General features: G+C 68.5%; 25 protein-coding genes. 6 read left to right on the top strand and 19 right to left on the bottom strand.

The window, feature by feature from the left end; translation table 11 throughout:
- Positions 1-178 precede the first annotated feature (178 nt).
- The 3 genes from AC3WRC_RS11660 to trhA form a co-directional block, all read right to left on the bottom strand.
- Entirely contained in the window at positions 179-532 is a 354-nt protein-coding gene (locus tag AC3WRC_RS11660; protein WP_492303966.1) for a hypothetical protein, read from the bottom strand.
- A complete protein-coding gene (phaR, locus tag AC3WRC_RS11665; protein WP_492303967.1) occupies positions 529-1,158 on the bottom strand; it encodes a polyhydroxyalkanoate synthesis repressor PhaR in 630 nt (209 codons plus the stop codon). Before phaR ends, AC3WRC_RS11660 begins: the two co-directional genes overlap by 4 nt.
- Positions 1,159-1,249: 91 nt before the next feature.
- The gene (gene trhA / locus AC3WRC_RS11670) at positions 1,250-1,963 is read right to left on the bottom strand and encodes a PAQR family membrane homeostasis protein TrhA (protein WP_492303968.1); all 714 of its coding nucleotides are present in this window, start codon (positions 1,961-1,963) and stop codon (positions 1,250-1,252) included.
- Positions 1,964-2,123: 160 nt separating this feature from the next.
- On the opposite strand from trhA, the gene AC3WRC_RS11675 reads away from it, so the two are divergent.
- Positions 2,124-3,299: an acetyl-CoA C-acetyltransferase gene (locus AC3WRC_RS11675; protein WP_492303969.1), complete on the top strand. Its 1,176-nt coding sequence runs from the start codon at positions 2,124-2,126 to the stop codon at positions 3,297-3,299.
- Positions 3,300-3,344: 45 nt separating this feature from the next.
- On the opposite strand, the gene AC3WRC_RS11680 is transcribed toward AC3WRC_RS11675, so the two are convergent.
- A complete protein-coding gene (locus tag AC3WRC_RS11680; RefSeq protein WP_492303970.1) occupies positions 3,345-4,952 on the bottom strand; it encodes a M20/M25/M40 family metallo-hydrolase in 1,608 nt (535 codons plus the stop codon).
- Between the two features lie 120 nt (positions 4,953-5,072).
- Positions 5,073-6,038: a zinc metalloprotease HtpX gene (htpX, locus tag AC3WRC_RS11685; RefSeq protein ID WP_492303971.1), complete on the bottom strand. Its 966-nt coding sequence runs from the start codon at positions 6,036-6,038 to the stop codon at positions 5,073-5,075.
- An 86-nt stretch (positions 6,039-6,124) separates the two neighbouring features.
- Between htpX and AC3WRC_RS11690 the strand changes: the two genes are divergently transcribed.
- Both AC3WRC_RS11690 and AC3WRC_RS11695 read left to right on the top strand, forming a co-directional pair.
- Positions 6,125-6,382, top strand: coding sequence for a DUF1674 domain-containing protein (locus AC3WRC_RS11690; protein WP_066625320.1), 258 nt, complete (start codon positions 6,125-6,127; stop codon positions 6,380-6,382).
- Between the two features lie 98 nt (positions 6,383-6,480).
- On the top strand, positions 6,481-7,638 hold the full coding sequence (locus AC3WRC_RS11695) for a ribosomal eL19 family protein (protein ID WP_492303972.1): 1,158 nt from the start codon (positions 6,481-6,483) through the stop codon (positions 7,636-7,638).
- A gap of 49 nt (positions 7,639-7,687) precedes the next feature.
- On the opposite strand, the gene pyrF is transcribed toward AC3WRC_RS11695, so the two are convergent.
- The gene (gene pyrF, locus AC3WRC_RS11700) at positions 7,688-8,416 is read right to left on the bottom strand and encodes an orotidine-5'-phosphate decarboxylase (RefSeq protein ID WP_492303973.1); all 729 of its coding nucleotides are present in this window, start codon (positions 8,414-8,416) and stop codon (positions 7,688-7,690) included.
- An 83-nt stretch (positions 8,417-8,499) separates the two neighbouring features.
- On the opposite strand from pyrF, the gene AC3WRC_RS11705 reads away from it, so the two are divergent.
- Positions 8,500-9,195 carry a MarC family protein gene (locus AC3WRC_RS11705; protein ID WP_066553965.1) on the top strand — a complete coding sequence of 232 codons (696 nt, stop codon included), beginning with the start codon at positions 8,500-8,502 and terminating at the stop codon, positions 9,193-9,195.
- A 7-nt stretch (positions 9,196-9,202) separates the two neighbouring features.
- Here the strand turns inward: AC3WRC_RS11705 and AC3WRC_RS11710 are convergent, their stop codons facing one another.
- Positions 9,203-9,601 carry a metallopeptidase family protein gene (locus AC3WRC_RS11710; RefSeq protein ID WP_165114216.1) on the bottom strand — a complete coding sequence of 133 codons (399 nt, stop codon included), beginning with the start codon at positions 9,599-9,601 and terminating at the stop codon, positions 9,203-9,205.
- 130 nt (positions 9,602-9,731) lie between these two features.
- On the opposite strand from AC3WRC_RS11710, the gene AC3WRC_RS11715 reads away from it, so the two are divergent.
- Positions 9,732-12,053, top strand: coding sequence for a sensor histidine kinase (locus AC3WRC_RS11715; protein ID WP_492303974.1), 2,322 nt, complete (start codon positions 9,732-9,734; stop codon positions 12,051-12,053).
- On the opposite strand, the gene AC3WRC_RS11720 is transcribed toward AC3WRC_RS11715, so the two are convergent.
- Both AC3WRC_RS11720 and AC3WRC_RS11725 read right to left on the bottom strand, forming a co-directional pair.
- Positions 12,050-13,696, bottom strand: coding sequence for a M28 family metallopeptidase (locus AC3WRC_RS11720; RefSeq protein ID WP_492303975.1), 1,647 nt, complete (start codon positions 13,694-13,696; stop codon positions 12,050-12,052). The genes AC3WRC_RS11715 and AC3WRC_RS11720 overlap by 4 nt on opposite strands.
- 37 nt (positions 13,697-13,733) lie before the next feature.
- Positions 13,734-14,963 carry a BaiN/RdsA family NAD(P)/FAD-dependent oxidoreductase gene (locus AC3WRC_RS11725; RefSeq protein ID WP_492304044.1) on the bottom strand — a complete coding sequence of 410 codons (1,230 nt, stop codon included), beginning with the start codon at positions 14,961-14,963 and terminating at the stop codon, positions 13,734-13,736.
- A 64-nt stretch (positions 14,964-15,027) separates the two neighbouring features.
- Between AC3WRC_RS11725 and greA the strand changes: the two genes are divergently transcribed.
- Positions 15,028-15,507 (top strand): transcription elongation factor GreA, encoded by a 480-nt coding sequence (gene greA, locus AC3WRC_RS11730; protein WP_026108478.1) that lies wholly within the window; start codon positions 15,028-15,030, stop codon positions 15,505-15,507.
- A 3-nt stretch (positions 15,508-15,510) separates the two neighbouring features.
- On the opposite strand, the gene AC3WRC_RS11735 is transcribed toward greA, so the two are convergent.
- Genes AC3WRC_RS11735 through AC3WRC_RS11780 form a run of 10 tightly spaced genes read right to left on the bottom strand, consistent with a single transcriptional unit; the run spans position 15,511 to position 24,338 of the window.
- A complete protein-coding gene (locus tag AC3WRC_RS11735) occupies positions 15,511-15,918 on the bottom strand; it encodes a helix-turn-helix domain-containing protein (protein WP_066625335.1) in 408 nt (135 codons plus the stop codon).
- A gap of 16 nt (positions 15,919-15,934) precedes the next feature.
- Entirely contained in the window at positions 15,935-17,572 is a 1,638-nt protein-coding gene (lnt, locus tag AC3WRC_RS11740; RefSeq protein ID WP_492303976.1) for an apolipoprotein N-acyltransferase, read from the bottom strand.
- 4 nt (positions 17,573-17,576) lie between these two features.
- On the bottom strand, positions 17,577-18,023 hold the full coding sequence (gene ybeY, locus AC3WRC_RS11745) for an rRNA maturation RNase YbeY (protein WP_492303977.1): 447 nt from the start codon (positions 18,021-18,023) through the stop codon (positions 17,577-17,579).
- Positions 18,020-19,006 (bottom strand): PhoH family protein, encoded by a 987-nt coding sequence (locus tag AC3WRC_RS11750; protein ID WP_492303978.1) that lies wholly within the window; start codon positions 19,004-19,006, stop codon positions 18,020-18,022. The genes ybeY and AC3WRC_RS11750 overlap by 4 nt, the downstream gene beginning before the upstream one ends.
- Positions 19,006-20,442 carry a tRNA (N6-isopentenyl adenosine(37)-C2)-methylthiotransferase MiaB gene (miaB, locus tag AC3WRC_RS11755; RefSeq protein WP_492303979.1) on the bottom strand — a complete coding sequence of 479 codons (1,437 nt, stop codon included), beginning with the start codon at positions 20,440-20,442 and terminating at the stop codon, positions 19,006-19,008. The genes AC3WRC_RS11750 and miaB overlap by 1 nt, the downstream gene beginning before the upstream one ends.
- Before the next feature lie 43 nt (positions 20,443-20,485).
- Entirely contained in the window at positions 20,486-20,971 is a 486-nt protein-coding gene (locus tag AC3WRC_RS11760; protein WP_017505496.1) for a Fur family transcriptional regulator, read from the bottom strand.
- A 27-nt stretch (positions 20,972-20,998) separates the two neighbouring features.
- The gene (locus AC3WRC_RS11765; protein WP_492303980.1) at positions 20,999-21,442 is read right to left on the bottom strand and encodes a GNAT family N-acetyltransferase; all 444 of its coding nucleotides are present in this window, start codon (positions 21,440-21,442) and stop codon (positions 20,999-21,001) included.
- Positions 21,439-22,119: a tRNA (adenosine(37)-N6)-threonylcarbamoyltransferase complex dimerization subunit type 1 TsaB gene (tsaB, locus tag AC3WRC_RS11770; protein ID WP_492303981.1), complete on the bottom strand. Its 681-nt coding sequence runs from the start codon at positions 22,117-22,119 to the stop codon at positions 21,439-21,441. The genes AC3WRC_RS11765 and tsaB overlap by 4 nt, the downstream gene beginning before the upstream one ends.
- Before the next feature lie 46 nt (positions 22,120-22,165).
- Positions 22,166-22,726: a NifU family protein gene (locus AC3WRC_RS11775; protein WP_055808867.1), complete on the bottom strand. Its 561-nt coding sequence runs from the start codon at positions 22,724-22,726 to the stop codon at positions 22,166-22,168.
- Positions 22,727-22,775: 49 nt separating this feature from the next.
- Positions 22,776-24,338, bottom strand: a complete 1,563-nt coding sequence (locus tag AC3WRC_RS11780; protein WP_492303982.1) for a helicase HerA-like domain-containing protein — start codon at positions 24,336-24,338, stop codon at positions 22,776-22,778.
- Positions 24,339-24,381 lie beyond the last annotated feature (43 nt).

The raw sequence follows: 24,381 nt of genomic DNA on the forward strand, positions 1-24,381 counted from the left end.
ACGCGCTCAAGCAGCGCTAAGCGCGGTAGCGCTCACGAAAATGCCGTGAAGATCAGGGCGACGACGGCGATGTCGAAGGCTTTGGCGGCGAGGGTGAAGACGGCGGGCATGGGCGGGTCCGGCTGACAGCGTTCTGCCTCGCCCCCAGCAAACCCCGTGCCGCCGGAGCGGCGTCAGCTCAGATGTCGGTCTTGGCGGTCTTGCCCGTCTTCGGACGACGCTCGGCCGCGCCCGAATACTCGGCTCCGAGGTAGGCGGAGCGGGCCGCATCCAGAACCGGCGGGCCGCCGCGCAGGCCCCGTTTCTGGCCGCTCTGGCCCATCTGCTGGGCCACGAAGGCGGCGGCGCCGGGCTCGGGCGTCGGCAGGACGGCAGCTCTTGCCGGGGCCGGTTGGGGCTCGACGATCTCAGGCGGATCGACGGGGACCAGGGCGCGCGAGGCGGATCGGGCGCGCCGCTCGCGCTCGCGGCGTTCGCCTTCGCGACGATCCACCCGATCCGGTCCGCCGACGGCCTGGATCCGGTCGGTCATTTGCTCTTGCCGCCCGCCAGCTTTTCGATCTGACGACGCATCTCGTCCATCTGGCGACGCATCTCGTCCAGGGCGTCAGGCGCCTCGGGCGGCGGCGCTGGTTCAGCCCTTTCGTCCGACGCGGCCGGTGTCGGCTCGGCGCGCGGATAGGTGAAGGCCGGGAACATCTGCATGGCGCGCTCGAACATCGCCATATTGGCGCGCGCGGCGTCCTCCATCAGGGTCGCACCCGCGCCGGTTCCGAAGGCGCGGCCCATCTGACTGGCGAACTGCTCCTGCTGGCGACCGAAGTTGGCCAAGGACATCTCCAGATAGGAGGGCAGGACGCCCTGCATCTGACCGCCGTAGAAGCCGATCAGCTGGCGCAGGAACTGAACCGGCAGCAAGGCCTCTCCCCGGCTCTCTTCCTCGAAGATGATCTGGGTCAGGATCTGGCGGGTCAGGTCGTCGTTGGTCTTGGCGTCATAGACGACGAACTCCGTGCCCTCGCGCACCATGGTGGCCAGGTCTTCCAGCGTCACATAGGCGCTGGTCCGCGTGTTGTAGAGCCTGCGGTTCGCATACTTCTTGATGACGACCTGAGCACTGTCGCCGGTCTTTCCACCCTTGGTCTTTTCGTCAGCCACGCTTGTTCTCGCGATGTTGCAACGCGTCACTATCCTCCGTTGCGACGCGATGCGCCAGAGGGGCAGATAACCGCCGTGAACGGACGGTCGATCAGTGGCTCATCGCCGGAGCCAGCACGACGCCGACCAGCACGGCTGTCCAATGCACGGTCGCTCCGGTGACGACGAAGCCGTGCCAGATGGCGCGGCGGAACTTCACGCGCGGGCTGATGAAGACGAAGACCCCGGCGGTATAGATCAGGCCGCCGATGACCAGCAGGGCCAGAGCGATCGGATGCACCGTCTCGACCATCGGCTTCAGGGCCGCGACCGCCAGCCAGCCGAAAACGACATAGACGCCGCTCCAGAACTTGTCCGAGATGCGCGGCGCGAACAGCTTCACCCCGGCGCCGAGGAAGGCCAGGGTCCAGATCAGGGTGGTGAAGCCGATGGCCCACAGACCCTCGAACCGCTGGGTAGTGAAGGGGGTGTAGCTGCCGGCGATCATCAGGAAGATCGCCGCCTCGTCCAGTCGCCGCAGCACCGGCCGCGCGGCGCAGGGGTTGGTCCAGTTGTAGATGGTCGAGGCCGTCAGCATGCCGACGAGGCACAGCGCGTAGATGGCGGTCGCCATCACGCCGCCGATTCCCGCATAGACCCCGGCCAGACCTGCCAAGATGATGCCGCCGATCGCCGCCAGCATCAGGCCGACGACGTGGACCCACAGATCGGCCAGCTTTTCCGCGCGCGTTGGATAGTGCTCGATCATGTCCAGCTCGTCCGGCGTGCAGACGTGGGCGACAAGACGTTTCAGCGTGCGCAGCATGGACCTTCCAATCCGTCGATCGCCTCTATCGTTCCCCGACAATGCGCCGACAGGGTGACGATTGGCTGAATCGCGCCCTGTCCATGTCGTCGCAGGTGACGAACGCGCTGCAATGCGGCAAAACGGTCACGCCGAGTTATTCTCCAAAGAGTGAAATCCCATGACCGACGTCGTCATCGTTTCCGCCGCGCGCACCCCGGTCGGCTCCTTCCTGGGCGCCCTGTCGTCGCTTCCGGCGTCCAAGCTGGGCGAGATCGCCATCAAGGCGGCGCTGGAACGGGCCGGCGTCTCCGGCGACGAGGTCGATGAGGTCATCCTGGGTCATGTGCTGCAGGCCGCCGCGGGTCAGGGCCCTGCGCGCCAGGCCGCCGTCGGCGCGGGCGTTCGAAAGGAAGCGGCCGCCTGGAGTCTGAACCAGATCTGCGGATCGGGCCTTCGCGCCGTCGCCATCGCCGCCCAGCAGATCGCTTTGGGCGACGCCAAGATCGTCGTCGCCGGCGGTCAGGAGAGCATGAGCCAGGCGCCGCACGCCCAACATCTGCGCAACGGACACAAGATGGGCGACGTCGCCTTGGTTGACACCATGGTCAAGGACGGCCTGTGGGACGCCTTCAACGGCTATCACATGGGTCAGACGGCCGAGAACATCGCCGACAAATGGTCCATCAGCCGCGAGGCGCAGGATGAGTTCGCGGTCGCCAGCCAGCACAAGGCCGAAGCCGCCCAGAAGGCGGGCAAGTTCGCCGACGAGATCACGCCCGTGGTCATCCCCGGCCGCAAGGGCGACGTGACGGTCGACAAGGACGAATACATCCGCCACGGCGCGACGCTGGAGCTGATGCAGAAGCTCAAACCCGCCTTCACCAGGGAGGGCAGCGTCACCGCCGCCAATGCCTCCGGGCTGAACGACGGCGCCGCCGCCCTGGTGCTGATGAGCGCCGACGAGGCCAAGGCGCGCGGGCTGGAGCCGCTGGCCCGCATCGCCTCCTACGCCACCGCCGGCGTCGATCCGTCGATCATGGGGACCGGCCCGATCCCGGCGTCGAAGAAGGCGCTGGAAAAGGCCGGCTGGGACGTCGCGGATCTGGATCTGGTCGAGTCCAACGAGGCCTTCGCCGCCCAGAGCCTGTGCGTGGTCAAGGAGCTGGGTCTCGACCCGGCCAAGGTCAACGTCAACGGCGGCGCCATCGCCATCGGCCACCCCATCGGCGCCTCGGGCGCGCGCATCCTGACGACGCTGCTGTTCGAGATGAAGCGGTCGGGCGCGAAGAAGGGTCTGGCGACCCTGTGCATCGGCGGCGGCATGGGCGTGGCCATGTGCGTCGAGCGCGCGTGATCCCCTAAGAAGAAAAGGGGCGAGGTCTCCCTCGCCCCTCAAATCCTAGTCCGCCGCCGGATATTCGAACGGATCGCTCGGCGTGGGCTGGGTCGGCAGCGGCATGCGGGGCAGGGGTTCGTCGCGGTTGGCGGCGTTCAGCAGGAAGCTGGCCAGGATGACGGCCGCCTGACGCAGATCCTCGGCCTTCAGGTGGTCATAGCTGTCGATGCTGGTGTGGTGCAGACGGCTGGAATAGTCGAGCGGGTCCTGGATGAACTGATATCCCGGCACGCTCACGGTCTGCATATAGACGTGGTCGGTGCCGCCCGAGTTGCGCAGCGAGACGGTCGTTGCGCCCATGCTGGCGAACGGCGCCAGCCATTCCTGGAAGATCGGAGCGGCGGCGACATTGCCCTCGGCGTTGATGCCGCGGATCTTGCCCGAGCCGTTGTCCAGATTGAAATAGGCGACCAGATCGCGATAGCCGGCGCGCGGCTCGATCGGCCAGCGGCTGCGCCAGGTGCGGTTGTCCGGCAGGCCCGCCAGAGCCGGATCGTTCGACGCAGCCCGCGTCGCCAGATGACGGTCCACATAGGCCAGCGAGCCCAGGATGCCTTGCTCCTCGCCGTTCCACAGGGCGAAACGGATGGTGCGCTTGGGCTTGACGTTGAGCGCCTTCAGGATGCGGGCGGCCTCCATGACCACCGCGCTGCCGGCGGCGTTGTCGACCGCGCCGTCCGAGGCGACCCAGCTGTCCAGGTGGGCGCCGGCCATCACGTATTCGGTTCCGCGCGCCGTGCCGGGGATGTCGGCCAGGATGTTGTAGGCGTTGACGTCCTCGTCGTGGAAGCGGACCTCGCTCATCAGCTCCAGCGTCGGCGGCGCGTCGGTCAGGGCGAGACGCGCCAGACGGCGATAATCTTCGGCCGCCAGCTCCATCCCCGCCAGCTTGGGCGTGGCCCCGACCTGATAGGTGTAGCCCGTGCCGTGCAGCAGGCCGCCGTCACGCTGGGAAATCCGCACCCAGGCAAGGGCGCCTTGTTCAGCCAGGAAGGCGTCCAGCTGATTGGCGAAGTTGACGGTCTTCAGCGAGCGTTCGATGGCGGCCGGCGAATGTTGAGGCTGATTATATGTGTTGCGCTCGGCCAGTTCGGCGCTGGTCCAGCGGCGGAAGGCCGGCTCGGTCGGCTCCGATCCCGTGCCCGGCTGGGACAGCATGACGATCTTGCCCGACAGCTTACCGCGCCACTTGTCGAAATCCTCGACCTTGGAGATCGGGGCGACGATCACGCCGCCGCTGATCACGCCATTGGTCGAGGGCGTCCAGGCCACCGGGATGGCGCGCAAATCCAGCGGGCGCGGCGCGGTCATGCGGGCGCTGGAGCGGACGATGGACCAGCCCCGGCCGAACTCGAACCCTTCGGCGCGCACGTCGGACAGGCCGTAGTCGCGGAACTGTTGCTGCGCCCAGCGTTCAGCTTCGCGCATCTGAGGCGAGTTGGTCATCCGCCCGCCGATTCGGTCGGTCAGATAGGCCGCGGTCTGCATCACCTGGCTGTGGTTCAGCCCCTGATCGATGATGCCGTTGACGGCGACGCGGTCCACCGACTGGGCGGCGACCGGCGTGGCGAGAAGAGCGGCGGCGGAGACGAAGGCGAGCAGACGCGACATGGATTTCCCCAAGAAAGCCCGATGGCTGAACAGGGGCGCATCTGATGTGATCCGGTCGCGGAGTGCAAACCGCAAACGGCGTTCAGGCCGCGACGATCAGTCCCATGTTCACCCGCATCGTCACCCCCAGGGGCCGCGCGGCTCCGTCGGGGTAGTCGGGACGCCGGTGGTCGTGAAACCAGCGGCCGGTCGCGGCTGGATCAGGTCCGGCGTTCGGGCGCGGGACTGGATGCCCATCTTCGCGCCCAGCTCCATCAAGGCCCGGACGCGGTTTCCCGTCGCCGGATGGGTCGAGAACAGATTGTCCGCGCCACGGCCCGCCAGCGGATTGATGATGAACATCTGACCGGAGGCTGGATTGCGCTCGGCCGTCTGATTGGTGATCCGCCGGGCGTAGGCGTCGATCTTCTGCAGGGCCGAAGCCAGAGCCTGGGGATCGCCGGCGATCTCGGCGCCGACGCGGTCGGCCTCATATTCGCGGCCCCGGCTGATGGCCATCTGCACCAGACCGGCGGCCATGGGCGCCAGCAGCATCAGGGCGATGGTGCCGATGATGCCGCCCGGCCGCTCGCGATCGTTGCCGCCGAAGAACAGGGCGAAGTTGGCGAGCGCGGCGATGGCGCCGGCGATGGTCGCCGTCACCGTCATGATCAGGGTGTCGCGGTTCTTCACATGGGCCAGCTCGTGCGCCATCACCCCGCGCACCTCCTCGCGCGTCAGCATGTCCAGCAGGCCGGTGGTGGCGCAGACGGCGGCGTTTTCGGGGTTTCGGCCCGTGGCGAAGGCGTTGGGCTGATCATTGGGGATGATGGCGACCTGCGGCTGGGGCAGGCCGGCGTCGCGGGCCATCTGACGCACGTCGGCGACATAGTTGCGGACCACGGCGTTGGGGTGCTGCTCGTCGACCGGCTGGGCCCGATACATCTTCAGCACGATCTTGTCGGCGTTCCAGTAGCTGAACAGATTCATCCCGCCCGCGAACAGCAGGGCGATCGCCATGCCGGTCGCGCCGCCGATCAGATAGCCGACCCCTGCGAACAGGGCCGTCATCGCCGCCAACAGAATGAAGGTCTTCAGATGGTTCATCGCGGTTCCATTCCCGATCCGTCTGGCGTCACGGGCTTGAACCTCTATTTGAGAGAAGGCGCATCAAGCCTCAAGGGAGCCGCCCTGTGACCGAACATCCCACCCTCGCGCCGAATGACGCCGACGAAACGCCGGTTGCGACGCCTGTCTTCAACGCCGACGTGCCCCACGCTACGCCTGAACGGCCGCTCAGCGAGGCCGCACGGCGCGCGCTTCAGGAAGCGGCGGATCGTCGCGCGGCGGAAACGACCGTTCAGGCGGACACGGAATACGGCGGTCCGACCGGTCCCGAACCGACCCGCTTCGGCGACTGGGAGAAGAAGGGTCTGGCGGTCGATTTCTGACCCGCCGAGCCTGCTGCGACGGGCGCAAAGGTTAACCACGCCTTAAGAAACAGGCGCCGGACTTGCCAGTGTCGGGACAACTCAGAGGAGTCTGTCCCGTGACGATACAGTCGATACTTACCGCCGCGTCGGCGGCTCTGCTGCTCTCCGCAGCGCCCGCTTTGGCCGGTGGTCCCGGTCACGGGGGTTATGGCGGCGGCCATCCCGGCGGCGGCTGCGGCGGGGGATGCGGCGGCGGCGGTCACTACGGCGGCGGCAACTACAACGCCAACCACAACGTCAATGTGAACGTGAACGGCGGCGCCTACGCCAATGCCAACGCCAACGCCTATGCGAGCGCCTCCAGCTATTCGGCGAGCAGCGCCCGGTCCTATTCCAGTTCGTCCAGCTTCCAGCGCGGCTATGTCGGCGGCGGCACGACCTACGTCGGAAGCGGCGGCTATTCGGAGGGCCACTACGGAGGCGGCTATGTCGGCGGCGTCAGCGCGACCTCGGTTCTGGTCGGTCGTCCTCCGGTCAGCGCGCCGGTCGGCTATCCGGTATATGGCTTCGGCCGTGACTATATCGGCTGGCGTCCGTATCCGGGCCGTCCGGCCGACTGCAACTGCCGTCCGCCCGTCCGCCCGCCGGTTCGCTACGAACACCGCTATGAGCAGCGTTACGAGCAGAGCTACGTCGATCAGCCGCCGGTCTATGTCCAGGCGCCGCCCGTCCAGATCGCGCCGCAGCGCATCTATGTCGCGCCTTCGCAGGTCAGCATTGCCCCGCCCCAGATCGAGATGGGACCGCCCACCTATATCGAACAGCCGCCCATCTATGTGCAGGCGCCGCCGGTGAACATCGGGCCGCAGCGCGTCCAAGTGGCTCCGTCGCAGGTCAACCTGGCCCCGGCCCAGGTCGATGTCGGCCCGCCCGTCTATGTCGATCAGGCCCCGGTCTATGTGCAGTCGGCGCCCGTCAACATCGGTCCGCAACACATCCAGGTCGCCCCGGCCCAGGTCAATGTCGCGCCCGCCCAGGTCGAGGTCGGCGGCCCGGTCTATGTCGATCAGTCGCCGGTCTATGTGCAATCCGCGCCGGTCAATGTGGCCCCGGCCCAGGTCTATGTCGCGCCGCCGGAAGTGAACACCACCCCGCCGCCTCCTCCGCCGCCGCCGCCGTCGGGCTACTACGGGGACCTGCCGCCGCCCGAAGCGCCCGCGCCCCACGCTCCGCCGCGTCACGGCTACGCCCAGGAGCCAGGCGAGCGCGGCTGATCGCCTTGCGCGAGAACAACCGAAGACGAAACGGTCGCCCTGGTCTGTCTCAGATCAGGGCGATCTGCTGTGCGATCTGTTGCGCCGCCGCGCGTGGATCGCTCGACGCCGTGATCGGCCGACCGATGACCAGATGGGTCGCGCCGGCCTGAAGCGCCGCCTCGGGCGTCGCCGCCCGCGCCTGATCGTCCAGCGCGGCGCCGACGGGTCGCACGCCGGGCGTGACGATCAGGAAGTCGGGCCGGCCCGCTTCGTCCGCCAGAGCACGAGCACGCGCCGCCTCATGCGGGCTGGAGACGACGCCGTCGATCCCGGCCTCCAGCGCCTGACGCACCCGCCGCTCGACCAGATCGGCCGGCGACAGGCTGTGGTCGTCGGCGGACAGGTCCTCGGCCGTCAGGCTGGTCAGGACCGTAACCCCCAGCACCTTCATATTCGAGCCCGCCGCGCCGCGCGCCGCCGCCGCCATGACCTGGGGCCGCGCATGGACCGTCAGCAGGTCGCAGTCGGCGCCCGCCAGATTGGCCGTCGCCTTCTCCACGGTCGCGCCGATGTCGTGCAGCTTCCAGTCCAGAAAGATTTTTCGCCCCTGCGCCTTCAGTTCCCGCGCCAGCGCCATGCCGTCGACCGCGAACAGTTGCAGTCCAACCTTGTAGAAGCCGATCGCATCGCCGATCCGCTCGGCCAGAGCGGCCGCCTCAGCCGTCGTCGGCACATCCAGGGCGCAGATGATCCGCTCGTCGGGCGCGCGATCGGAGGAGGTTTGGGGATCGGTCATCGACGGACTCGCGCTGAGCGGCTATGCCGGACACGAGGGCGCGTCGGCAGGGCGGCGTGATGGATTGAGGGCGAGGGCAGGCGATGAACGCAGTCGATTTGGGTGTCAACCTGTTCGTGACCCTGTTCGCCCTGCTGGACCCGATCGGCAATCTGCCGATCTTCGCCGCCGCGACGGCCGGGGCGACTTTGCGCCAGCGGATTTCGGTCTCGGCCCTGATCTGCGCCTTCGCCGCCGTCTTTCTGGCCTTCTTCCTGTTCACGGGCCTGGGCCTGTTGCAGTTCTTTGGCATTTCGCTGGCGGCGTTTCGCATCGCGGGCGGCATATTGCTGCTGTTCCTGGGTCTGGACATGGCGCGCGGCGACTTCCTGGCCATGTTCGCCGACAAGGATGCGCTGGCCGATTCCAAGGACGTGCGCGGCTATGCCCGCAGGCGTTTCCAGCGTCTGGTCGTGCCCTTCGCCATTCCGTTGATGATCGGCCCCGGCGCCATTTCGGCGGTCATCATCCAGGCGGGGGAGGCGGCCAAGCTGGGCTACGCTGGGACCATGGGCTCGCTGGTCGCGATCGCGGCGGCCTGCGCCGTCTCCTTCGTCTGTTTCGCCCTGACCGGGTCGCTCAGCCGCCTGCTGGGCGAGGTCGGCATGGCGATCATCGTTAAGGTGCTGGGCCTGATCCTGTGCGCCCTGGCGATCCAGTTCATCCTGCTGGGCCTGGGCGAGGCCATCCCCGGCATGATCTCCGGCGCAGTGACGACGCCTTATCCGGCGGCGAAATAGGCCGGGTTCAGTCGGCGTCGTCCTCGATGGCGTGGATGTCGTCATCGGTCAGGCCGAGGTGGTGGCCGATCTCGTGGATCAGGACGTGGGCGATAAGTTCGCCGATCCCCACGTCGCCGCGTTCGCACCATTCATCCAGGATAGGGCGGCGATAGAGGAAGACCCGCGACGGCTCGGCCGCCGGTCCCAGGCTGTCGCGCCGGCCGATGTCCACACCATGATACAGGCCCGTTAGCTCGAAAGGGTCCTGAATCTCCATCTCCGCCAGCGTCGCCTCGTCGGCGAAGTCGTCGATGCGGATGACCACCTCGCCCGCCGCCTGTTTGAACGGTCCGGGCAGGGCGTCGAACGCCTCTTGCGCCAGGCGGGCGAAGTCGTCGAGGGAGGGGGCGATCGGGTCGGTCATGCCCGCGATATCGCCGCCCCGACGCTCTGCCGCAACGGGGCGCGATGACGCGATTACGAGACTGCCGCTTTTTCGCGCGCTTGGAGTATGGTTAGCGAATCGGGGCTGAGACTCTTCTCCAGGGACACGAATGGCCGAGGCCGACATCGCCTATGTCGCCACAGCGGGCGCAGCCGGACTGGCCATGGCCGTCAGCGCCTGGGCCTTGCTGCTGCGTGGGCGGTTGCATGAGACCGCCGTCGCCGCCGAGCGCGAGCGGGTCGAGGCCCTGGCCGACCTCAGCCGCCATGACGCCATGCTGCGCGCCTTCGACGACGTCAGCCTGGCCCTGACGCCGGACGGGCAGGCGGCCGGTGTGCCGATCGGTTCGGCCGAACTGATCGCGCGACTGGCGGGTGAAGACGCCGAGGCCGGGGCCGCCGTCCTGAACAAGCTCCGCATCACCCACGGCGCCCTGATCGACGGCCTGGTTCACGAAGGTCAGGCGTTCGAAGGTCTGGTCGCGCTGGACGATGTGGAGCCCTGGCGGATCGAGGGCCGGGTTGCGGGCGGTTCCGCCTGGCTGCGGCTGTCGCCCGCCTCGCGCTTCACCCTGACCGGGGCGGATGCGACCGAAAGCGGCCTGGCCCTGCTGGGCGACGCCTCGCCCACCCCGACCTGGGTCGTGGACGGGACCGGAAAACTGGCCTGGGCCAACCGCGCCTGGCTGAACGAGACGAATGCCGAGAGCATCGACGACGCCGTGGAAAAAGCCGTGTCCTTCGACCGGGGCGCCGACGCCCTGGTCGCCGAGGCCGCGCGGCTGGGCGTGCGACAGGAGGGCTTCCGCTGGACGACCGGCGGGGGCGCGCGGCGCGCCTGGCGCATCATCGCCGAGCCAGCGGGCGGCGGCGCCGTCACCGCCTTCGCCATCGAGGTGACCGAGGCGGAAGAGACGCGCGACACCCTGCGCCGCCACGTCGACGCCCATGACGAGACGCTGAACCACCTGGCCGACGCCGTGGCCATCTTCGGCCCGCAGAAGCGGCTGGCCTTCCACAACACCGCCTTCCAGACCCTGTTCGACATCGACGCGGCCTGGCTGGACGAACGTCCGACCCATGCCGAGCTGCTGGATCGCCTGCGCCAGCGTCGCAGCCTGCCCGAGGTCGTCGATTACGCCGGCTGGAAGGCACGTGAGCTGGAATTCTATGGCGCGTCGGAGGCCTCGCCGGACGACAGCTGGTCTCTGCCGGACGGGCGCACCCTGCGCGTCGTGCGCCAGCCGCACCCGCTGGGCGGCATTCTGCTGATCTTCTCGGACATCACCGACGAGCTGAAGCTGCGCAGCCGCTTCAACGCCCAGATACAGGTCCAGCGCGCGACGCTGGACAAGCTGAACGACGCGGTCGCGGTGTTCGGTTCGGATGGGCGACTGCGGCTGCACAATGAGGCGTTTGAGACCTTCTGGAACCTGTCGGCGGACAAGATCGCGACGGCCTCGGACTTCGACGCCCTGGCCGAACTGTGCAAAGCCGTGCTGCCCGATCCCGCCCTGTGGCTGGGGCTGAAGGCGCGCGTCGCCGATCCCGATCCCGAAAGCCGCGTCGCCATTTCCGGCGAGGGCCGGACCGTGGACGGTCGCGTCGCCGCCTGGCAGACCCGCCCCCTGCCGGACGGCGCGACCCTGGTCGCCTTCTCGGACGTGACCGCGCGACGCGGGCTGGAGCAGGCATTGGTGCAGCGCGAACAAGCCCTGGCCGAAAGCCAGGCGCTGAAGCGCGAGTTCGTGGGCAGCGTCTCCTATGAGCTGCGCACGCCGCTGACGACCATCGTCGGCTATTCCGAACTGCTGGAGACGATGGGCGACCTGCCCGAGCGCAGCCGCCAGCACGCGGGCGCCATCCGCATCGCCGCCAGCCAACTGGCCCGCTCCATCGACGACGTGTTGGACATGGCCCAGATCGACGCCGGCGAGATGGAGCTGTCGCTGGGCGATCTGCGGGTCTGCGACCTGCTGAGCCAGGCCGCCGAAAAGGTCCGGGCGCGGGTAGAGGGACGCGGCGCCACACTCACCGTTTCCTGTCCTGCCGATCTCAAACCCATCCGCGCCGACGAACACCGCATCGGCCAGGCGCTGGATCATCTGCTGGAGAATGCGGCGCGCGCCGTGTCCGAAGGCGGGGCGGTGGAGCTGAAGGCCGAGGCCGGCCCGTCCGAAATCCGCCTGACGGTGTCCGACACCGGGCGCGGCATTCCCTATCATCTGCAGGCCCACGTCTTCGACCGCTTCGTGCGGCGCGAGCGCGGCGGTCCCGGCGTGGGACTGGCCTTGGTCAAGGCCCTGGTCGAACTGCACGGCGGCTGGGCCGAGGTCGAAAGCGAGCCGGGCAAGGGCGCCGCCTTCATCCTGCATCTGCCGCTGGGTGCCGCGACCACCGCCGCCGCGCCCGAGCTTCAGCTGGAAATCTAGCGCCGCGAGGCCTTCGAGGCATCCCGCGCCGGGCCGAACTCGGCGCCCGCGTTCCATTCCGGCCACTGATCCCCGTCCGCCAACTCGCGACCGACGGCATAGATCAGGGCCACATCGGCGGCGGCGGCGTCCATCGTCCAGGTCGAATCCCATTCGTCCGTGGGCTGATGATAGCGGTTCTGGACATAGTCGCGGCTGGCCGCGCTGGCGCCGGTGAAGCCCGCCGCCGGGAACAGGGCCGGCACGCCCTTCAGCGCCAGCGGGAAATGGTCCGAACGATAGAAGGCCCCGGCCTGGGGCGCCGGATCGGCGATCAGGGTGCGGCCCGTTTCGGTCGCGTGGCGCGCCAGAATCTCGTCCAGCTGGTTCTTGCCCTTGCCGATGACGACGACGTTCGGGTCGATCTCGGTCCCCGGTAGCAGGCTGTCGACGTTGATGTTGGCGACCGTGGTCTCCAGCGGCCAGACCGGATTGGCGGCGTAATAGGTCGAGCCCAGCAGGCCCGCCTCCTCGCCCGACCAGGCGGCGAAGACGACCGATCGTTTGGAGCGCGGACCGTCGGCGAAGGCGTGGGTCAGTTCCAGCAGGGCGGCGACGCCGGTCGCATTGTCCACCGCCGCATTATAGATCTTGTCGCCCTGGGCGTTCGGCGTGCCGACGCCGTAGCCGTCCCAGTGGGCGCCGTACATCACGGTCTCGTCAGGGTGTTCGGCGCCGGGGATGCGGGCGATGACGTTCTTCGTCTCCACCTTGTCGGCGATCTGGCCGAAATCGACGCTCATCGTCAGGCCGGGCAGGATGACGGGCTTGAAGTCGGCGCGGCGCGCGCTGTCCTTCAGCGCGGCGAAGTCCAGGCCGGCGGCGGTGAACAGCTCTTCCGCCTTGGCGCGCTGGATCCAGCCCTGGAACGGCGCGCGCTCGGCGTCGGGGTTCGCGCGCACGATGTCGAACTTGGGCGCGGCCGATGAGTTCTGCAGCGTCGACCAGGGATAGCCGGCGCCGGCCGTCTCATGCACCACCAGCACGCCCGCCGCGCCGCGACGACCCGCCTCCTGGAACTTGTAGGTCCAGCGGCCATAGAAGGTCATGGCGTTTCCGTCGAACTTGCCCGCGACCGGATCGCCGTCGGGCGCCTGGAAGTCGGGATCGTTGACCAGGACGACGATGACCTTGCCGCGCACGTCCACGTCCTTGAAATCGTCCCACTGGCGCTCGGGCGCCGTGGCGCCGTAGCCGACGAAGACCACGGGCGCGGCGGTCACCGCGATGTGGTTGGTCGGACGGTCGCTGGACATCAGAACGTCGGGACCGCGCTCCAGGCTGATGGTCTTGCCGCCGACGGTCGCGGCGACGGTCGCCGGACCGTCCTGGCGCGTGCGTGACAGATGGGCGACCTGGACGAAGGCGCCGTCCGGCCCGCCGCCCTCGGCCCCCGCGGCCTTGAACTGTTCGACGAGCCAGGCGACGGTCTTTTCCTCGCCGGCCGAGGCGGGGGCGCGGCCTTCGAAATCGTCCGACGCCAGAACCCGAACCGACTCATTCATCCGCGCGGCGTCGATGTTCGGCGCCGTCTCCTGCGCCAGGGCCGGAGAGCAGGCCATCATCAGGGCCAGGATGGAAACGGCGGGGAAGGCGTGGCGCATCGGATACTCCTGATCGAACCGCGCGACCCTGCCTTTCTCAGTCCCGGCTGTCGAGCCAGTCGATGACGCCCCGGGCCGCGACGACGCCGGAGGCGAAGCTGGCCTGAAGCAGATAGCCGCCGGTCGGCGCCTCCCAATCCAGCATCTCGCCCGCGACGAAGACGCCCGGTCGCGCGACCAGCATCAGCCGTTCGTCCATGCCGTCCAGTATGACGCCGCCCGCTGAGGAAATCGCCCGTTCCAGTCCCTGAACGCCGGTCAGGGTCAGCGGCATGGCCTTGATCCGCTCGGCCAAGGCCCGAGGCGAGGCGGGCAGGGGACCGGCCTCATACAGCAGGGCGACGGCGGCCGACTCCAACCCGACCAGCTTGCGCAGATGGTTCGACAGGCTGGCTTTGCCGCGCGGCTTCGACAGACGGTCGGTCAGTTTTCCGACCGCCACATCCGGCTTCAGGTCGATCTGGATCTCGGCGCGCCCCTCCGTCTCGACCGTCGTCCTCAGCGCGGTGGACAGCGCATAGATGGCGCCGCCCTCGATGCCGTAGCGGGCGATCATCGCCTCGCCCCGCGCCGTCCGCTCGCCATGGGTGACAGAGACGCCTTTCAGCGGCTGGCCCGCGAACCGATCACGGAACAGCGCCGACCAGGCGACGTTGAAGCCGACATTGGCCGGCCGGAACGGCGACACGGCGGCGCCCTGCGCTTCCAGCCACGGCGTCCAGGTCCCGTCCGAACCCAGGCGCGGCCAGCTGGCGCCGCCCAAAGCCAGGACCACGGCGTCGGGCCGTTCCAGCCGCTCGCCCTCCGGCGTCTCGAACGTCAGCGCGCCGTCGCGCCAACCGGTCCAGCGCGAGCGCGTGCGGATCTGCACGCCCTGCGCTTCTAGCCGCGCGAGCCAGGCCCGCACCAGGGGCGACGCCTTCATGGCCTTCGGAAACACCCGCCCGCTTGAGCCGACGAAGGTTTCCTGCCCGAGGGCCTCGACCCAGGCGGTCAGGTCGGCAGGCGTGAACCGGTCGATCCAGGCGGCGGCCGTCGGCTGGGCGGGACCATAGCGCGTCATAAACCGGTCCAGCGGTTCCGAATGGGTCAGGTTCAGCCCGCCGCGCCCGGCCATCAGCAGCTTGCGGGCCACGGACGGCATCCGGTCGTGCACCACGACCGTTGTCCCCGCCTGCGCCAGCCGTTCGGCCGCCATCAATCCGGCGGGCCCGGCGCCGATCACATGGACGGTGCGGGAGGTCGTAAGACTGGGCGACTGTTGCATGGCGTGGCTTTGCGCGCTTGCGGCCGCGCTGGCTATAGGCGTCGTCATCGCTATGTTCCCCACCATGAGCGTTGCCTTCACCCGCGAAGAAGATCTGGAAGCCACCGCCGCCGACCTGGCGGACCGCCCGATCTCGCCCCATCCCAATCTGGTCACGCCCGAGGGGCTGGCCGCGATCGAGGCCGAACTGGCCTCGGCCCGCGCCGCCTATACCGCCGCCCAGGTGCAAGGCTCGATCGAGAGCGACCGCACCGCCATGGCGCGCGCGACGCGGGACCTCCGCTACTGGTCCGCACGGCGCGCCTCGGCCCAACTGATCGCGCCGACCGAGGACGATGGGGCTGTGCGGTTCGGGGGTTCCGTCTCCATCGAGCGCGAGGATGGGCGCGCCCAGACCTGGCGCATCGTCGGCGAAGACGAGGCCGATCCGGCCGCAGGCTCGGTCAGCCATGTCTCGCCCCTCGCCCGCGCCGTCATGGGCAAAAGGGTCGGCGACGAGGTGACGGTGGCCGGTCAGTCGGCCGAGATCGTCGCGGTCGGTTAGATCTCAGTTCTGGGCGTCGTCGTCGCCCAGCATATCCCGCATCATGTCCAGGATCAGCTTCTGCTTGCGCGCGGGCAGGCGCGGCGCCAGGCGGGTGATCTCAACGCTGGTCTTGGTCGGACGATGCTCGTGGTCGAAGGCGGGCGCCTCTTCGGCGACGCCGACCGTCGCGCTGCTGTAGCCGTCGAAGAAGAAGGGGATGCCGACCTTCATGAACTCGGCCATTTCGAACAGTTTCGAGGCCGAGACGCGGTTCGTGCCCTTCTCGTACTTTTGCACCTGCTGGAAGCTGACGCCGACGGCTTTGGCGAGGGCGGTCTGGGTCAGGCCAAGGTCGAGACGCTTTTCCTGAACGCGACGGCCGACATGGCGATCGACGGGATGCGGATCCTCGTCCTTTTCACGCGCCATCGCCGTCACCCTTCACCTAGATCGCTGCTTGATTCCCCTGGACCCTAGATCGCCGGATCGACGGCCACAAGGACAGGATGAACGCTGTTAGCACTGAGAAAAAGAACAGGAAATCGCCAAATCGACCGTAGGGCGTTACGCCCGTCGGACGGGGCAGGGGGGCGTCGATGACGCCCATGACGCCCGGCTCCAGCCGTTGGCCCTCGACGATCCGGCCCCACGGGTCGATCATGGCCGAAATGCCGGTCGGGGTGGCCCGCGCGATGGGCAGGCCGGTCTCTATGGCGCGATAGCTGGCCAGGTTCAGGTGCTGGCGCGGGCCCGAGGTCGCGCCAAACCAGGCGTCGTTGGACGCATTGACGATCCACTCGGGCCGCCCGGCTGCGCCCGGGGTGAAGCCGGGATACAGGCTCTCGTAGCAGATCAGCACCTGCACCGGCGGGGCCCCCGGAACCGAAATCGGCGCCGGTGTCGGCCCGGCGGAAAAGTCACTGGGCATATGCACCAGGCTGCGCAGGCCGATGGAGGTCATGATCGACCCCAAGGGCAGGTATTCGCCGAACGGCACCAGCCGGTGCTTGTCATAGACGGCGGCGACCCTCAGGCCCGCCCCGCCCTCGTCGGCCAGGGCGAACAGGCTGTTGTAATAGCGCGCGCCCTCGGGCGCGGTCAGGTCCGGCTCGCCGCGCGCCAGGCCCATCAGCAAGGTCTGTCCGGGACGCAGGGCGCCCGCGATGGCCTGGGCGTCGGCTGAGGCGAAAACGTCGTTGGCCGAGGCGGGCAGGGCGCCTTCAGGCCAGACCACGACGTTGGGCGTCCGCGCCGCCGCCTGACCCGTCAGGGCGACATAGCGATCGACGATGGAGCGATAGGCCTCGGGCGACCATTTGGTTTCCTGCTTCACATCAGCCTGAACCAGGCGCACGACTGTGTCTGTGAACTGAAGATCCGACTGCGCCAATCTGACGGCGCCGAAGCCGCCGACGGTGATCAGGGCCAGGGCGCCCAAGCCCGCCGAGATCAACCGGCTCCGCCTGTCGCCAGGCCCGATCAAAGGCGCGAAAGCCGCCGTCGCCGCGACCGTGACCAGGCTTAACCCATAGACGCCGACGACCGAGGCGAACTGGGACATGCCGCCGCCCGCGCGCCAGGTCGCGCCGGCCGGATTCCACGGAAAGCCGGTCAGCACGTGACCGCGCAACCATTCGGCGGCGCAGAACAGGGCGGCGAACAACAGCACCCGCACGGCGCCCAGCGGCGCGAACCGGCGATAGAGGGCGCAGGCCGTCCCCCAGAACAGCCCCAGGCCCGCCGGCAGCAGGCTGGCCGCGAACGGCGCCATCCACGCCTGTTCGGGATTGACGAAGAACGCCTCGGCCACCCACCAGCACCCGACGAAGAAATAGGCGAACCCCGCCAGCCACCCCATCCAGAAGGCGCCGCGCACCGTGTCGGACCGCTCCGACAGGATCATCAGCAGCGGATAACCCAGAAGACCGATCAACACTCCGAACGGCGGATGAGCGAAGGCCGTCCCGGCGCCGGCCAGCAGCGCCAGAACGATGCGGATCAACCGCCACGTCAGGGCGCGCTTCCTGTCGGGCAGGGCGCGGATCGGGGCCGCGAAACGGTCCAGCAGGGCGTCGGGGAACATCGGGTCAGTCCTGCTCGGCGAGATAGGGGTCGGCGACGCCGATCTGGGCCAGGATTTCGCGCTCCTCGGCCTCCATCTCCTTGGCCTCGGCGTCGTCTTCGTGGTCGCGGCCCAAGAGGTGCAGCACGCCGTGGACGACCAGATGGCTCAGATGATCGGGCAGGGTCTTGCCCTGCGCCTCGGCCTCGGTCGCGCAGACGCCGAAAGCCAGAACGATGTCGCCCAGATGCGGAAAGGCGTTCTCCGGCGCAGGGAAGGACAGGACATTGGTCGGCCTGTCCTTGTCGCGAAACCGGCCGTTCAGCTCGCGCACGGCGGCGTCGTCAGTCAGCAGGACGACGATATCGCCCTTCACGGTCCCCAGCGCGGCCTGTGCCGCGCGTTCGACGACGGCCTCGGCGTCCGGCAGGGCGACGGTCCAGGCCTCCGCCTCGACTTCAATCTCGATCATGCGGGGTCTTCGAGGTCCGGGGCGGGGCGTCCGCTCGCGGCGTCGGCGTCATAGGCGCGCACGATCCGCTCGACCATGGCGTGACGCACCACGTCGGAAGCCTCGAACTTCAGGATGCCGACGCCCTGAACCCCGTCCAGGATCCGCAGGGCGTGGGCCAGGCCGGAATCGCGTGGGTTCAGCAGGTCGATCTGCGACGGATCGCCCGTCACCACCATCCGCGCCCCCTCGCCCAGGCGCGTCAGCACCATCTTCATCTGCAGGCGGCTGGTGTTCTGGGCTTCATCGACGATGACGAAGGCGTGGCTGAGCGTGCGTCCGCGCATGAAGGCGATCGGGGCGGCTTCGATCTCGCCCTTGTCGCGGCGACGCTGCACGTCCTCGGCGCCCAGAATGTCGTTCAGCGCCTCCCAGATCGGGGCCAGATAGGGATCGACCTTTTCGTTCAGGTCGCCGGGCAGGAAGCCCAGCTTCTCGCCCGCCTCGACCGCCGGGCGAGTGATGACCAGCCGGTCCACCTGCCCCCGCCGTAGCAGCGATGCGCCATAGGCCGCCGCTAAAAAGGTCTTGCCGGTGCCCGCCGGGCCAACGCCGAAGCTCAGTTCGCATCGGCCCAGCATGTCCAGATAGGCGGCCTGCGCCTTGGTCTTGGGCACGATGGCGCCGCGCTTGCCGCCCGGCAGCGACACGCCCGCCGCCGCCATGCCCGGCGTGCCGCGACCGCCGCGCGCTTGGCCCAGAGAGGCGCGGACGTCGGCCTCGGTGACTTCGGCGCCCAGGGCCGCGCGCTTGGCCAGATCCTCGATCACCTGGCGGGCGTCCGTGCGGTCGCGTGCGCCCCCGTTGACTGAAACCCCGCCGCCCGGGGCCTCGACCAGCACCTTGAAGGCGTCTTCGATCAGGGCGACGTGGCGACTGTTCGGCCCGATGACCGCCCGCAGTTCGGCATCGTTCAAGGGGACGAATTCAGACTCACGCGCCATCAAGCGGCCTTTTCTTCTTGGGCTGCCGTCGAACCCGCGTGGCTCGGCTGCATCAGCCCGTTGGGGGCTAGCCGGCCCGACAGACTGTTCTGCTGGCCGGCGATGATCTCGACCGGAACGATCTGCCCGATCAGATGATCCGCGTTATCGACATGGACCGATTGAAGATATGGGGATCGACCGATCGCTTGGCGACGGTGGCCGTGCCGTCCCGGCTTGTCGAACAGGACGTTCAGCGTCCGGCCGGCCTGAGCCGCATTGAAGGCGGTCTGCTGTTCCGTCAGCAGGGCGATCAGGCGATGCAGTCGATCCTTGATGACCTCCGGCTCGACCTGTTTACCCATGCCCGCCGCCGGCGTGCCCGGTCGCGGCGAATAGGCGAAGGCGAACGCCCCCGCGTAGTTCACGCGCCGCACCAGATCCAGCGTGTCCTCGAACTCCCGATCCGTCTCACCCGGGAAGCCGACGATGAAATCGCCCGCGATGGCGATATCGGGCCGTGCAGCGCGGATTCGGTCGATCAGGTCGAAATATTTCTGACGCCCGTGCTTGCGGTTCATTGCCCGCAAAATGCGATCCGACCCCGCCTGAACCGGCAGATGCAGATAGGGCATCAAGGCGTCCAGATCGCCATGCGCGGCGATCAACTCATCGGCCATGTCGTTGGGGTGGCTGGTCGTATAGCGGATGCGGTCCAGGCCGGGGATCTCGGCCAGGGCATAGGCCAGTTCGGCCAGGGTCGCCTTGCGCCCGTCCGGCCGCTCGCCGTCATAGGCGTTGACGTTCTGGCCCAGCAGGGTGACCTCGCGCACGCCCCGATCCGCCAGTTGTCTCGCCTCTTCCAGCACTGCCGCCATCGGCCGCGACCATTCGGCGCCGCGTGTGTAGGGCACGACGCAGAAGGTGCAGAACTTGTCGCAACCCTCCTGCACCGTCAGGAAGGCGGTCGGCCCCTCGGTGAAGCGGGCTGCAGGCAGGGCGTCGAACTTGTCGTCAGGAGCGAAGTCCGCGCCGATCCGCTCGCCCCGCGCCCGCGCCGTGCGGGTCAGAAGCTCGGGCAACTGGTGATAGGCCTGAGGGCCGACGACGATGTCGACGGCCGGCTGGCGACGCATGATCTCCTCGCCCTCGGCCTGGGCGACGCAGCCGGCGACGGCGATGGTCAGGTCCCCGCCGGTCTCGCGCCGGATATCGCGCATCTCGCGCAGCTTGCCGAGCTCGGAATAGATCTTCTCAGCCGCCTTCTCGCGGATGTGGCAGGTGTTCAGGATGACGAAGTCGGCGGCCTTCACGTCGTCGGTGACGCCATAGCCCAGCGGGCGCAGCACATCGGCCATGCGCTCGGAGTCATAGACGTTCATCTGACAGCCGTAGGTCTTGATGAACAGACGCTTTTCGGGCGCCGTCTCGACTTGAGGAACCAGGGTCTCGGTCATCGTGGGCTTATGATCGCCCGCAAGCGCCGCGACAAGCCGAGCGTCAGCCCGCATCCACATCGGCGGGATCGACCCGCGCCGCATGGCGGGTGAAGATCAGGCCTTCGCGCTTGGACGGCTCGGCGCCCTCGATCGCAACGCCGTAGAGCTCCAGCTTGTGGCCGATCAGCTGGAAGCCCAGCCGTTCCGCGATCTCGTTCTTCAGCCGCTCGATCTCGGCGTCGAAGAATTCGATCACCTCGCCCGACTTGGTGTCGATCAGGTGGTCGTGGTGATCGTCGCCGGCCTCTTCATAGCGGCTGCGGCCGTCGCCGAAATCATGCTTCTCGACCACGCCCGCCTCTTCGAACAGGCGCACGGTGCGATAGACGGTGGCGATGGAGATGTGCGGATCGATGGCCGAGGCGCGGCGATACAGCTCTTCCACATCCGGGTGGTCCGCGGCGTTGGACAGCACCCGGGCGATCACCCGGCGCTGTTCGGTCATACGCATGCCGCGCTCGGCGCAGAGTTTTTCGATCCGGTCCATGCGCCTAGAATAGGGGCTTGGATCGCATCAGGGAAGCGTCAGGTTGGCGTGAGGCGCACAGAGGTCGCGGCTCATCACCAGCGCATCGGTCCGCGATCCGTCGGCGCCCGCATAATAGGCTTTGCGGCGACCGATCGGATCGAACCCGGCACCTTCATACAGGCCGCGCGCGGCGATATTGTCGTCGGCGACCTCCAGAAACAGCCGCGTCGCGCCGGCCTGGACTGCAGCGACGGCCGCCGCCTCGACCAGACGTCGCCCCAGTCCGTGGCGGCGCGCGGACGGGACCACGGCCAGGGTCAGGATTTCCGCCTCGTCGACGACGGTCCGGATCAGGGTGAAGCCGTCGGGCTCGCTGACCGCCAACACGCCCTGTTGCGACAGCAGATCGGCGAAGGTGTCGGCGCTCCACGGCGCGGCAAAGGCCTGGGCGTGCAGGGCGGCGAGTGAGGCGGGGTCCGCCGCCGTCATAACGCAGGCTGGCGCGGCTGGCCCGGCAGGCGGCTGGGCGGCGTGGCGTCGGGCGCGCGCAGATAGAGCGGACGGGGCGGATGGGTCGCCGGATCGGCGGCGGCGGCCAGGCGCGCCAGCGCCTCCGGCGACGGCGCGACCCGGTCGTCCAGATGGGCGAAGGGCAGATCGGGGAAGGCCTGGGTCACGACCGCCGCGCCATTGCCGACTAGGGCGACGCCCGGTCCGATGTCGGCGATCCGCCGCCCAGCCTCTTCCAGCGACAACGCTTCATCGGGGCCAAGCGGCCCACCGTCGGCGAAGAGGCGCGCATAGATCTGACCGCGCCGCGCATCGATCAGGGCCGCGATGGGGCCGTCTTGATTGGTGAGCGAGGCGGCGAGCGCGTCCAGCGCCGACAGACCGACGACCGGCCGATCCAGCGCCGCGCCCAGACCCTGAGCAAAGGCCAGACCGACGCGCAGACCGGTGAACGAGCCCGGTCCAACCGTGACGCCGATCCGGTCCAGGCTGTCGAAACCACCGCCCGCCTCAACCATGACGTCGCGCACCAAGCCGCCGATCCGTTCCTGATGTCCCTTGGTCATCGGCTCAAAGCGCACGGCGAGCGCGCGATCGTCCTCGAACACCGCCGCCGTGCAGGCGCCGAGCGCCGTATCGATCACCAGAAGTCTCATGGGCGTCTTCTAGGCGGCGCGTTGCAGAACCGCCACCGCGTCCGGATCAGAGGGTCTGCTCGACCCGCGTCACCTCGGGCACATAGTGGCGCATCATCTGCTCGACCCCGGCCTTCAAGGTCGCCGACGACGACGGACAGCCGGCGCAGGCGCCGCGCATCCGCAGGTTCAGAACGCCGGTCGCCTCGTCAAAGGAATCGAACAGGATGTCGCCGCCGTCCTGGGCCACGGCGGGGCGAATGCGGCTGTCCAGCAGGGCCTTGATCTCGGCGACGATCTCGCTGTCGTCCTCGGCATGGCCGTCGGTTTCGCCGCCGGCGCCGCGCGTCAGCGCCTGACCCGAGACGAAGTGATCCATGACGACGCCCAGGATCGGCGCCTTCATCTCGGACCACTCCGGACCCTGCGGCTGGCGGGTGACCGAAACATAGTCCGCGCCGAAGAAGACGCCGTCGACGCCTTCCAACTCGAACAAGGCCTCAGCCAGCGGAGAGGCCGTCGCCTCGTCGATGGTGCGGTATTCCAGCGCGGCGGTCGGCGACACGTCGCGGCCGGGCAGGAACTTCAGCACGTTGGGATTGGGCGTGGGTTCGGTCTGGATGAACATGGGCGGGAGATGCGCTCGCCCCCGCCCCGTTGCAAGACCCGAGCAGAACCTAGCGCCGCTTCAACCCGCCCAGCAGACCGCGCATCAGCTCGCGGGTCAGGGTCGACCCGGCCGTGCGCAGGACCGACTTGGTCAGGGCCTCGACCGGGGTTTCGCGGGATGACCGACGCGCAGGCTTTGCGGCCTCGCGCGCCGCCCGCGCTTCGGCTTGAGCCTGAGCCTTCGCCTGCGCCTCGGCGGCCTTCTGATCGGCCTTGGCCTGGATGGCGGCGGCCTTGTCGGCCTCGGCCTGCGCCTTGGCCTGAACTTCAGCCTGATCGGCGGCGCTGTGGCGATTGGCCAGGATTTCGGCGGCGGATTCGCGGTTCAGCACCTGCTCGTAAAGGCCCCGCACCGGGCTGGCGGCCATGACGGCGGCGCGCTCAGTATCGGTCGCGGGACCCAGGCGCGAGGCCGGCGGGCGGATCTTGGTGCGGGCCACGATGGTCGGCGCGCCCTTTTCGTCCAGCACCGACACCAGGGCCTCGCCCACGCCCAGACCCTGAATGGCCTCGGCCGTGTCGAAGGCGGCGTTGGCGCGGAAACTCTGCGAGGCGGCCTTCAGCCCCTTCTGCTCGGACGGTGTATAGGCGCGAAGCGCGTGCTGAATGCGGTTGCCCAGCTGGGCCAGGACGCTGTCGGGGATATCGGCCGGATTTTGCGTCACGAAATAGACCCCGACGCCTTTTGACCGGATCAGGCGCACGACCTGTTCGACCTTTTCCAAAAGGGCGCGCGGGGCGTCGTTGAACAGCAGATGGGCTTCGTCGAAGAAGAAGACCAGGCGCGGCTTTTCCGGATCGCCCACCTCGGGAAGCTGCTCGAACAGCTCCGACAGCAGCCACAGCAGGAAGGCCGCATACAGGCGCGGACTGTTCATCAGCCGGGTCGAATCCAGCACATTGACCTGGCCCCGGCCGTCCAGACCGACGCGGATCATGTCTTCCAGTTTCAGCGCCGGTTCGCCGAAGAAGGCGTCGCCGCCCTGCTGCTCGACCTGCAACAGTGCACGCTGGATGGCGGCGATGGAGGCGGGGGCGACGTTGCCGACCTCGCGCCCGATCCGCTCGGCGTTCTCACCGACATAGACCAGCAGGCTTCTCAGATCGTCGAGATCCAGCAGCAGCAGACCTTCCTTGTCGGCCACGTGGAACACGACGGTCAGCACGCCCTCCTGCACGTCGTTCAGGTTCAGCATCCGCGCCATCAGCACGGGGCCGATTTCCGACACGGTGGTGCGGATCGGATGTCCCTTCTGGCCATACAGGTCCCAGAAGACGGTGGGGGCGGCGCGCGGCGTCAGGGTCAGGCCCATCTCGGCTGCGCGCGCGATCAGCTTCTCGTTCGGCGTACCGACCTGGGAGATGCCCGACAGGTCGCCCTTCACATCGGCGCAGAAGACCGGCACCCCGGCGTCGGAAAAGCCTTGGGCCATGATCTGCAGCGTGACCGTCTTGCCTGTCCCGGTCGCGCCGGCGACGACGCCGTGGCGGTTGGCGCGGTTGAACAGCAGGTTTTCCGGCTGGGCGGCGTCGGACTGGCCGAGGAACAGGCCGGGCAGTGCGTCGGGCATTGGGGTCTCCGATGGCGTCTCCGGCAAAGGTCTAGCGCGTTCC

The organism is Brevundimonas sp. EU05-FHT14B07, assembly GCF_058790795.1.

Coding starts and splice junctions, on each gene's coding strand:
- AC3WRC_RS11725 (WP_492304044.1), bottom strand. CDS start 14,963: ATGCAACAGTCGCCCAGTCTTACGACCTCCCGCACCGTCCATGTGATC.
- AC3WRC_RS11720 (WP_492303975.1), bottom strand. CDS start 13,696: ATGCGCCACGCCTTCCCCGCCGTTTCCATCCTGGCCCTGATGATGGCC.
- pyrF (WP_492303973.1), bottom strand. CDS start 8,416: ATGACCGATCCCCAAACCTCCTCCGATCGCGCGCCCGACGAGCGGATC.
- AC3WRC_RS11710 (WP_165114216.1), bottom strand. CDS start 9,601: ATGACCGACCCGATCGCCCCCTCCCTCGACGACTTCGCCCGCCTGGCG.
- AC3WRC_RS11765 (WP_492303980.1), bottom strand. CDS start 21,442: ATGACGGCGGCGGACCCCGCCTCACTCGCCGCCCTGCACGCCCAGGCC.
- lnt (WP_492303976.1), bottom strand. CDS start 17,572: ATGTTCCCCGACGCCCTGCTGGACCGTTTCGCGGCCCCGATCCGCGCC.
- AC3WRC_RS11780 (WP_492303982.1), bottom strand. CDS start 24,338: ATGCCCGACGCACTGCCCGGCCTGTTCCTCGGCCAGTCCGACGCCGCC.
- AC3WRC_RS11750 (WP_492303978.1), bottom strand. CDS start 19,006: ATGGCGCGTGAGTCTGAATTCGTCCCCTTGAACGATGCCGAACTGCGG.
- AC3WRC_RS11660 (WP_492303966.1), bottom strand. CDS start 532: ATGACCGACCGGATCCAGGCCGTCGGCGGACCGGATCGGGTGGATCGT.
- tsaB (WP_492303981.1), bottom strand. CDS start 22,119: ATGAGACTTCTGGTGATCGATACGGCGCTCGGCGCCTGCACGGCGGCG.
- AC3WRC_RS11705 (WP_066553965.1), top strand. CDS start 8,500: ATGAACGCAGTCGATTTGGGTGTCAACCTGTTCGTGACCCTGTTCGCC.
- AC3WRC_RS11775 (WP_055808867.1), bottom strand. CDS start 22,726: ATGTTCATCCAGACCGAACCCACGCCCAATCCCAACGTGCTGAAGTTC.
- greA (WP_026108478.1), top strand. CDS start 15,028: ATGAGCGTTGCCTTCACCCGCGAAGAAGATCTGGAAGCCACCGCCGCC.
- AC3WRC_RS11760 (WP_017505496.1), bottom strand. CDS start 20,971: ATGGACCGGATCGAAAAACTCTGCGCCGAGCGCGGCATGCGTATGACC.
- AC3WRC_RS11675 (WP_492303969.1), top strand. CDS start 2,124: ATGACCGACGTCGTCATCGTTTCCGCCGCGCGCACCCCGGTCGGCTCC.
- AC3WRC_RS11680 (WP_492303970.1), bottom strand. CDS start 4,952: ATGTCGCGTCTGCTCGCCTTCGTCTCCGCCGCCGCTCTTCTCGCCACG.
- htpX (WP_492303971.1), bottom strand. CDS start 6,038: ATGAACCATCTGAAGACCTTCATTCTGTTGGCGGCGATGACGGCCCTG.
- AC3WRC_RS11715 (WP_492303974.1), top strand. CDS start 9,732: ATGGCCGAGGCCGACATCGCCTATGTCGCCACAGCGGGCGCAGCCGGA.
- trhA (WP_492303968.1), bottom strand. CDS start 1,963: ATGCTGCGCACGCTGAAACGTCTTGTCGCCCACGTCTGCACGCCGGAC.
- miaB (WP_492303979.1), bottom strand. CDS start 20,442: ATGACCGAGACCCTGGTTCCTCAAGTCGAGACGGCGCCCGAAAAGCGT.
- AC3WRC_RS11735 (WP_066625335.1), bottom strand. CDS start 15,918: ATGGCGCGTGAAAAGGACGAGGATCCGCATCCCGTCGATCGCCATGTC.
- ybeY (WP_492303977.1), bottom strand. CDS start 18,023: ATGATCGAGATTGAAGTCGAGGCGGAGGCCTGGACCGTCGCCCTGCCG.